The following is an 8,567-nucleotide window of genomic DNA, read 5'->3' on the forward strand; positions in this document are numbered from 1 at the left end:
CAGCTCTGCGAACGTGCCCAGGATCGCGACGAGCCCGATGGCCAGCGGCAGCATCACGGACGTCTCCGTCTTCGCGGTCAACCTCACCACCGCGCTGGGCCTCGGGCTGGGCATCGACTACGGCCTGCTGCTCGTCAGCCGCTTCCGCGAGCGGCTCGGCGCCGGGGACGAGACGGCACAGGCGCTGCGCACCACCGTGCGCACGGCGGGCCGGACCGTGCTGTTCTCCGCCGCCACCGTGGTCGCCGCACTCGCCGCACTGCTGCTCTTCCCGCCGTTCTTCCTGCGCTCCTTCGCCTACGCCGGCATCGGCGTGGTCGCCATCGCCGCGCTCTCCGCGCTGCTGATCGTCCCGGCGCTGCTGGCGGTGCTCGGGCCCCGCGTCAACAAGGGGCGGCTGCCCTGGGCGGACGCGGTGCGCAAGCCGGAGGCCCCGCTGTGGGGCAAGCTGGCCCGCACGGTGATGCGGCGGCCCGCGCTGACCGCGCTGCCGGTGCTGGCCGTACTCCTGCTGGCCGCGAGCCCGCTGCTGGGCGCCACGTTCGGCACCCCCGACGCACGGGTGCTCCCCGAGAGCGCCGAGAGCCGGCAGGTCTCCACCGCGATCCAGCACGACTTCGCGGGCAACGACGCGGCGGGCGTCTCGATCGTCGTCGAGGGGCGGACCACCGGCCAGGCCGTGGACGGCTACGCCGCACGGCTCTCCCGGCTGGAGGGCGTCACCCGTGTCCAGGCGGCCACCGGCACCTACGCCCAAGGGCGCTCGGTACGGGCGCCGGGCGCCGCGAGTGCCGCCTTCGAGCAGAACGGCACCCACCGGCTGACGGTCACCTCCGGCCTCACACCCGCCTCGGGCAAGGCGCAGGACCTCGTACGCGAGATCCGCGACCTGTCGGGGCCCGGTGGTGCCAAGACCCTGGTCGGGGGCCAGGACGCGCAGCTGATCGACTCCAAGAAGGCCATCGCCGACAAGCTGCCCGCCGCCGTGGCCTGGGTCGTCGTCTCGACGTTCGTGCTGCTGTTCCTGTTCACCGGCAGCGTCATGCAGCCGCTGCGCGCCCTGGTGCTGAACGCCGTCAGCCTGACCGCCGCGATCGGCGCGATGGTGTGGATCTTCCAGGACGGGCATCTCTCCTCGCTGCTGGGCTTCACCCCGATGCCGATGGACACCTCCATGACGGTGCTGATGTTCTGCATCGTCTTCGGCCTGTCCATGGACTACGAGGTCTTCGTGACCAGCCGCATCAAGGAGCTGCACGACGCCGGGGCCGACAACCGCGAGGCGGTGACCGGCGGGCTCTCCCGCACCGGACGGATCGTGACCATGGCGGCCGGACTGCTGGCGGTCAGCTTCTTCGCCTTCGCCACCAGCAGCGTCTCCTTCATCCAGATGTTCGGCCTGGGCAGCGGCCTGGCCATCCTCATCGACGCGGTGGCGGTCCGCGGGGTGCTGGTACCGGCCGCGATGCGGGTGCTCGGCCGTACGGCCTGGTACGCCCCGGCCCTGCTGCGCAGGGTGCATGCGAAGGCCGGGCTGAGCGAGGGGGCGGACCCCGATACCGCCGAGCCGCCGCACGGGCGGCCCGACGAGCGGGAGCCCGCCCGTACCGGGGTGTGACCCGGGGCCCGCTCACACCGAAGCGGCCCGCTCCACGGGTGGCCACCGGTGGTGCGGGCCGCTTCGGCTTGCGCCAGGCAGAGGCCCACCAGCTACTTGCTGGTGAACTTCTCGTACTCCTTCAGGACCTCTTCGGTCGGCCCGTCCAGCATGAGCTCGCCCTTCTCCAGCCACAGCACCCGCTCACACGTGTCGCGGATGGACTTGTTGTTGTGGCTGACGAGGAAAACCGTGCCGGCTTCCTTGCGGAGCTCGCGGATGCGGGCCTCGGAGCGCTTCTGGAACCTCTTGTCACCGGTCGCCAGCGCCTCGTCGATCATGAGGACGTCGTGGTTCTTGGCGGCGGCGATGGAAAAGCGCAGCCGGGCCGCCATGCCGGAGGAGTAGGTCCGCATCGGCAGGGTGATGAAGTCGCCCTTCTCGTTGATGCCCGAGAAGTCGACGATGTCCTGGTAGCGACGGGCGACCTCCTCGCGGGACATCCCCATCGCCAGGCCGCCCAGAACGACGTTCCGCTCGCCGGTCAGGTCGTTCATCATGGCCGCGTTGACGCCCAGCAGCGAGGGCTGACCGTCGGTGTAGACCTTGCCGCTCTCGGCCGGCAGCAGCCCGGCGATGGCCTTGAGCAGCGTGGACTTCCCCGAGCCGTTGGAGCCGATGAGGCCGATGGCCTGGCCCCGGTACGCGGTGAAGCTGACGCCCCGCACCGCGTGCACCTCGCGCATGCCGCCGCCCGGCTTGCGGCGGACGATCCGGTTGAGGGCCGCGGTGGCGCTGCCCTTGCCCTTGGAGCCGCCGTAGACGCGGTAGACGATGTGCAGGTCCTCGGCGATGACGGTGGGCACCCAGGGGCCCGGAGTCTGCGCCGCCTCCGCCTCCGTCTTGGTGCCGGACTCGGCGGACGCTCCGCTCTGCTCGGTCTGCTCAGCCACGGCCATAACGCTCCTCCGCCTTCCAGAAGAAAACAAATCCGCCGATGCCCACGACCACGGCCCAGCCCAGCGCGAGCGCCCAGACGTGCGGGGGGAGCTGGCTGCCGGGGTACTCCTCGATGAAGGCGAACCGCATCAGGTCCATGTAGACCGCGGCGGGATTGGCCTGCAGCAGGTCGGCCAGCCAGCCCGGAGCGCTCGCCCGCTTCTCCAGCATGTACTTGAGCGGGAACATCACACCGGACGCGTACATCCAGGTGCGGGTTATGAACGGCATCAGCTGTGCCAGGTCGGGCGTCTTGCTGCCGAGCCGGGCCAGGATCAGCGCCAGTCCGGTGTTGAAGACGAACTGGAAGGCCAGCGTCGGGAGGATCAGCAGCCAGGAGAGCCGCGGCAGCTCACCGAACCCGAGCAGGATGACGACCAGCACGATCATCGAATAGAGCAGCTGCTGGAGCTGCTGGAGCGCCACCGAGATCGGCAGTGCCGCGCGCGGGAAGTGCAGCGCGCGCACCAGCCCGAGGTTCGAGGAGATCGCCCGCACCCCGTTGAGCACCGAGGTCTGGGTGAAGGTGAAGACGAACACCCCGGTGATCAGGAACGGGACGTAGTTGTCCTTGCCGCCCGGGGTGCCGTCCCGGCCACCGAGCAGCACACCGAAGATGAAGTAGTAGACGGCCGCGTTCAGCAGCGGTGTGGCGACCTGCCACAACTGGCCCAGCTTCGCCTGGCTGTACTGCGCCGTCAGCTTCGCCCGGGAGAAGGCGAGAATGAAATGCCGCCGCGCCCAGAGCTGCCGCACATAGTCGGACAGCGAGGGGCGCGCTCCGCTCACCGACAGGCCGTATTTGGCCGCGAGTTCGGACGGAGTCAGACGGTCGTCCGGTGACGGCGGAGGCAGCACGCCGACCGAGCTGTCGGCGCTGTCGTGGGTTGTCTCGCTCACGTTGGAAACTTTCGTCCTCACACTGCGCAAGTGGATCCGGGGCTGATGCTCGTCAGGGACGAGCTTGTCAGATCACGGGCGGGCGTCCCAGCCGCGTCAGACGCCATACCGTACGCCACCGCATCGGCCTGCGGGCTCCCGCGGGCGTGGTCCAGCCTTCCTTGAAGCCGCCCAGCCAGGCCCGCAGCGCCGGCATGGAGGGGCGCCGGGCGAGCGTGAGCAGCAGCCACACGCCCAGGTAGACGGGGACGAGCAGCGCGGGAAGGTTGCGGCGGGCGAGCCAGACGCGGTTGCGGGCCACCATCCGGTGGTACACGGCATGCCTGCTGGGAGCGGTGGTCGGGTGGTGCAGCACCATGTCGGCGCGGTACTCGATGCCCCAGCCGGCGTCGAGCGCACGCCAGGCCAGGTCGGTCTCCTCATGGGCGTAGAAGAACTCGTCGGGCAGGCCGCCGACTTCGGCCAGCACCTTGGTGCGCACGGCGTTGGCGCCGCCGAGGAAGGTGGTGACCTTCGAGGAGCGCATCGGGTCGGAGGCGCGCAGCCGGGGCACGTGGCGGCGCTGGGTGACGCCCGTGTCCGGGTCGGCGATGCGGAAGCTGACGATGCCGAGTTTCGGGTCGGCCTCGAACGCTTCGCGCACCAGTTCGGCAGTGTCGGAGGAGGGCAGCAGCCCGTCGTCGTCCAGGAAGAGCAGCGCGTCCACCTCGGCACCCGAGGGACCGAACGCCTCGATACCGACATTCCGCCCACCGGGGATGCCGAGATTTTCCGGAAGCTCGACCTTCCGTACACCGTCCGGCAGCTCGGGCAACGGCGCGCCGTTACCCACCACAACGACCTCGATCGGCTCACCGTTCTGCTTGGCGACCGACTCCAGCAGTGCGCGCAGCTCCTCGGGGCGGTTGCCCATGGTGAGTACGACGGCACCCAGTCGCATCGCTTTCCCGCCCTCCGTCACTTCTTCCCGCCTCCTGTCACTTCAGCGGTCACTTCAGCCTGCTGGAGGCGAGGATGGACACCAGGTGCAGCAGCGTCTGCAGCACCGCGATGCCGGCGAGCACCGCGACACCGAGCCGGGTGAGGAACAGATCGCCGCGGATCTGGTCCACGACCGCCACCACCAGGATCAGCAGCGACGCCTCGATCCCCAGCACCAGCCGGTGGAACTTCAGCGCCGCGGCGGCCTTGCGCGCCAGCGCCAGCCCCGAGGAGCGCGGCTCGGACGCCGACTCCTTGACCGGCGGCAGCCCGCCCTGGTGGCGGGCGACGCCCACCAGGTCGGACTCCGCCTTGATCAGGATGGCCCCGAGCGCGGCCAGCGTGCCGAGGAAGGCCCACAGCCAGTCGATCCGGCCGCCGCCCCACAGGTCGGCGGCGCGCAGTCCGAAGCCGACCAGCACCGCCGCGTCGCACAGATAGGCGCCGACGCGGTCCAGGTAGACCCCGCCCAGCGAGAACTGCTTCTTCCAGCGGGCCACCTCGCCGTCGACACAGTCGAGCAGCAGGTAGAGCTGGACCATCACCACACCCAGCACCGCGCCGACGATCCCCGGCACCAGCAGCGCCGGCAGCGCCAGCACCCCGGCGAGGGTCATCACATACGTCAGCTGGTTGGGGGTGATCCGGGTGTTCACCAGGTGCCGGTCGACGCGCAGCGACAGCTCGCGCATGTAGAGGCGGCCGGCCCAGTGCTCACCGCTTCGCCGGTCCTTCACCCCGGCGGGGTGGACGACCGGCCGCAGCTCAGCTACCGATGGTTTGTGCATAGTCCGCGTACGCGTCCCTGATCTGGTCGGTGGACAGGTCGAGGTGTTCCAGGATCGTGTACCGCCCGGGGCGGGTCTGCGGCGCGTACGCGACGGCCTCGACGAACTCGTCCGGGTCGAAGCCGATGTCGGCGGGCAGCACCGGAAGCCTGTGCCGGCGCAGCACCTGGACCATCAGCTTGGCCGTGTCCTTGTCCCCGCGCAGATAGGTGGCGAAGGCGGCGCCGAGGCCGCACTGCTCGCCGTGCGGAGCGGCACGCTTGGGGTACAGCAGGTCGAAGGCGTGGTTGATCTCGTGGCAGGCGCCCGAGGCCGGACGGCTGTCCCCGGCCACCGACATCGAGATTCCGGTGAGCACCAGACCCTCGGCGAGCACCTGGAGGAAGTTGTCGTCGCTGACGTCCCCCGGGTGGTGCAGGATCGCCTCTCCCGCCTGCCGGGCCATGGCGGCGGCCAGCCCGTCGATGGCCTCGCCGCGCACCTCGTGCCCCAGCTCCCAGTCCTTGACGGCCGAGACGTTGGAGATCACATCGCCGATCCCGGAGCGGATGTAGCGCTCGGGGGCCTCGCGGATGACGTCGAGGTCGATGACGACGGCGATCGGGTTGGGCACCCCGTAGGAGCCGCGGCCCGCGTCGTTGTCGAGGGTGGCGACCGGTGAGCACAGTCCGTCGTGCGACAGATTGGTGGCCACCGCCACCAGCGGCAGGCCGATCCGGGCCGCCGCGTACTTCGCACAGTCGATGATCTTGCCGCCGCCGAGCCCGACCACCGCGTCGTAGCGGCCGGACTTCATCGCGTCGGCGAGCTGGATCGCGTCGTCCAGCGTGCCGCCGCCGACCTCGTACCAGGAGGCGTTGGGCAGCAGAGGTGCGAAACGCTCGCGCAGCGCGGCACCGGAGCCGCCACTGATGGCGAAGGCGAGCTTGCCGTTGGTGGAGATCCGCTGATCGGCCAACAGGCCCGCCAGGTCGTCCAGCGCGCCGCGGCTGATGTCCACGACGACCGGCGACGGGATGAGGCGGGTCAGTACTGGCATGCGATCTCCCGGCCCTTGGCGAGGTCGTCGTGGTTGTCGATCTCGACCCACTTGACGTCCCCGATGGGGGCGATGTCGACCTTGAAGCCGCGGTTGACCAGCTCCTGGTAGCCGTCCTCGTAGTAGAGCTGCGGGTCGCGCTCGAAGGTGGCCTTCAGCGCGTCGGCCAGCTCGGCGCCGGCCTCCGGCTCGATCAGGGTGAGGCCGATGTACTCGCCGGTCGCCTCGGCGGGGTCCATCAGCTTGGTGATGCGCTGGACGCCCTTGGCGGGGTCGACGACGACCTTCATCTCCTCGTCGGCGAGGTCCTTGACGGTGTCGAGAGCCAGGATGATCTTCTGGCCGTCACCGCGCGCGTTCAGCAGCGTCTGCTCGACCGAGACGGGGTGCACGGTGTCGCCGTTGGCGAGCAGCACGCCCTCCTTGAAGACGTCCCGGGCGCAGTAGAGGGAGTAGGCGTTGTTCCACTCCTCGGCCTTGTCGTTGTCGATCAGGGTGAGCTTGACGCCGTGCTTGGCCTCCAGCTCGGCCTGCCGCTCGTAGACGGCTTCCTTGCGGTAGCCCACGACGACCGCGACATCGGTGAGACCGACCTGTGCGAAGTTGGCCAGGGCGATGTCGAGGACGGTGGTCTCGCCATCGACGGGCACCAGGGCCTTGGGCAGGGTGTCGGTGTAGGGGCGCAGACGCCGTCCGGCGCCGGCGGCCAGCACGAGGCCGATCATGCGGGTTCTCCTTCGTCGTGTACTGCGGGTGCTTGCGACGACACCCAGAAACGGATGCTCTCGACGAGCACCACGGCCGCGATGACCACGGCGAGCGTGGTCAGCGCGAAGATGAAGCCTTGTGTGCGGCCTCCGCCGCCCAGCCAGAGGGCCGCGGCGACGGTGACCAGCAGGGTCCGTCCTTCGTGCCCCCCGACCGCCCGCACCAGCCAGTGCGGAGGCGCTCCGGTGCCACCGCGGATGCGGTACACCGTGTCGTAGTGATGGTAGGCGAGAGCCGCCACCAGCCCGAATGCCGCGGGAAGCGCGCCGTCGGTCTCCGTACGGGCGGCCAGCACCAGGATCGTGCCGTATTCCGCGATACGAAAGAAGGGGGGCAGCAGCCAGTCGACGGGGCCCTTGAGGGGCCTCGCGAGGGCGACCCCGGCGCACAGGGCGTAGACCGCGGCGGCCGGTACGGGCCAGGGGCTGCCCAGTGGCGCGGCCCACGCGGTGGCGAGGATCACGGCACCGCCGAGGAAGGCGACGGCGGGCGCGGCAGCCGGAGGCAGCGGGAGCGGGCGCAGCAGCCGGGCACCGAGTTCGGCGAGGGGGCCGCTGTCGGTGAGCGCGCGGACCCCCTCGCCCGCGCGGTCGGTGCGGGCCCTGCGGTGCAGGGAGCGCAGCAGTCGGCCTGCCGTGGTGTAGCAGGCGGCGAGGGCCCCGGCGACGAGCAGTACGAGGAAGGTGATGCGCGGTGTGGTGGCGGCCGTCAGCACGGCGATGAGGGCCCAGCGCTCCCCGATGGGCAGCACTATCATCCGCCGGGCCCACACGGTCCACCCCGCGCTGTCCAGCCGGCTGGAGAGCGCGGCGGTGCGGCTGGTGGTGGCGCCCTCGTCGCGCGCGGCCTCGTTGAAGGAGAAGTCGACGGTGTGCCGTGCGGTCATCAGCAGCATGGCGCCGAGCGCGAGCGCCCACACGTCGTCATGGCTGCCGCGTGCGGCCCCGAGCGCCAGGCCCGCGTAGTAGGCGTACTCCTTGGCCCGGTCGAAGGTGGCGTCCAGCCAGGCGCCGAGCTTGGAGTACTGCAGGTCGTAGCGGGCGAGCTGGCCGTCCGTCGCGTCCAGCACGAACGAGGCGATCAGCAGCACCCCGGCGGTCACGAAGCCCCACCGCTCGCCCGTCGCCGCGCACCCCGCGGCGATCAGCGCGGTGAGCAGCGAGGCCGTGGTGACCTGGTTGGGGGTCAGTCCGCGGCGGGCGCACCAGCGGGCGAGGTAGCGCGAGTAGGGGCTGACGCAGAAGGTGGTGAAGAAGCCGTCGCGGGACTTGACCGCGGAACGCAGCCGGACGGCTTCGTCGTCGACGGCGGCGACGGCGGCCTCGGCCTCCTTGCGGGCCGTCTCGTCGGCGGGCACCGTCGCCACGAGAGTCCCCAGCTCGGGCCGGTGGATCTCGACGCCTGCCGCCTCCAGGGCGGTGGCCGCCTCCTGGGGACCGCCCGTCAGGCCGGGCGGCAGCGCGCGCCGCGCCTCGGGGGTGACACCGAGCACACC

The 8,567-nt window shown here is 70.8% G+C and carries 8 protein-coding genes; 1 reads left to right on the top strand and 7 read right to left on the bottom strand.

Annotated features, from left to right (window positions below; translation table 11 throughout):
- Positions 1–1,618, top strand: a 1,618-nt coding sequence (locus tag KBY19_RS34885; protein WP_210967436.1) for an MMPL family transporter, incomplete at its 5' end; no start/stop codon positions are given.
- A gap of 92 nt (positions 1,619–1,710) precedes the next feature.
- Here the strand turns inward: KBY19_RS34885 and KBY19_RS34890 are convergent.
- The 7 genes from KBY19_RS34890 to KBY19_RS34920 form a co-directional block, all read right to left on the bottom strand.
- Positions 1,711–2,556 carry an ABC transporter ATP-binding protein gene (locus KBY19_RS34890; RefSeq protein ID WP_099885313.1) on the bottom strand — a complete coding sequence of 282 codons (846 nt, stop codon included), beginning with the start codon at positions 2,554–2,556 and terminating at the stop codon, positions 1,711–1,713.
- A complete protein-coding gene (locus tag KBY19_RS34895; protein ID WP_099885312.1) occupies positions 2,543–3,496 on the bottom strand; it encodes an ABC transporter permease in 954 nt (317 codons plus the stop codon). Before KBY19_RS34895 ends, KBY19_RS34890 begins: the two co-directional genes overlap by 14 nt.
- Before the next feature lie 67 nt (positions 3,497–3,563).
- A complete protein-coding gene (locus KBY19_RS34900) occupies positions 3,564–4,436 on the bottom strand; it encodes a glycosyltransferase family 2 protein (protein WP_099885311.1) in 873 nt (290 codons plus the stop codon).
- 49 nt (positions 4,437–4,485) lie between these two features.
- Positions 4,486–5,265, bottom strand: a complete 780-nt coding sequence (locus KBY19_RS34905; protein ID WP_099886912.1) for a CDP-alcohol phosphatidyltransferase family protein — start codon at positions 5,263–5,265, stop codon at positions 4,486–4,488.
- Entirely contained in the window at positions 5,243–6,304 is a 1,062-nt protein-coding gene (locus KBY19_RS34910; RefSeq protein WP_210967437.1) for an iron-containing alcohol dehydrogenase family protein, read from the bottom strand. The genes KBY19_RS34905 and KBY19_RS34910 overlap by 23 nt, the downstream gene beginning before the upstream one ends.
- A complete protein-coding gene (locus KBY19_RS34915; protein ID WP_185018571.1) occupies positions 6,292–7,029 on the bottom strand; it encodes a sugar phosphate nucleotidyltransferase in 738 nt (245 codons plus the stop codon). The genes KBY19_RS34910 and KBY19_RS34915 overlap by 13 nt, the downstream gene beginning before the upstream one ends.
- On the bottom strand, positions 7,026–8,567 hold a 1,542-nt coding region (locus KBY19_RS34920), incomplete at its 5' end, for a DUF5941 domain-containing protein (RefSeq protein ID WP_210967438.1). The genes KBY19_RS34920 and KBY19_RS34915, both read right to left, overlap by 4 nt.

Origin of the sequence: Streptomyces sp. B15 (genome assembly GCF_018070605.1) — a bacterium.
Lineage (GTDB): Bacteria > Actinomycetota > Actinomycetes > Streptomycetales > Streptomycetaceae > Streptomyces > Streptomyces smyrnaeus.

Bases quoted from the DNA above. Each gene is read 5' to 3' on its own strand.
- KBY19_RS34890 (WP_099885313.1), bottom strand. From the start codon at position 2,556: ATGGCCGTGGCTGAGCAGACCGAGCAGAGCGGAGCGTCCGCCGAGTCC.
- KBY19_RS34900 (WP_099885311.1), bottom strand. From the start codon at position 4,436: ATGCGACTGGGTGCCGTCGTACTCACCATGGGCAACCGCCCCGAGGAG.
- KBY19_RS34905 (WP_099886912.1), bottom strand. From the start codon at position 5,265: ATGCACAAACCATCGGTAGCTGAGCTGCGGCCGGTCGTCCACCCCGCC.
- KBY19_RS34910 (WP_210967437.1), bottom strand. From the start codon at position 6,304: ATGCCAGTACTGACCCGCCTCATCCCGTCGCCGGTCGTCGTGGACATC.
- KBY19_RS34915 (WP_185018571.1), bottom strand. From the start codon at position 7,029: ATGATCGGCCTCGTGCTGGCCGCCGGCGCCGGACGGCGTCTGCGCCCC.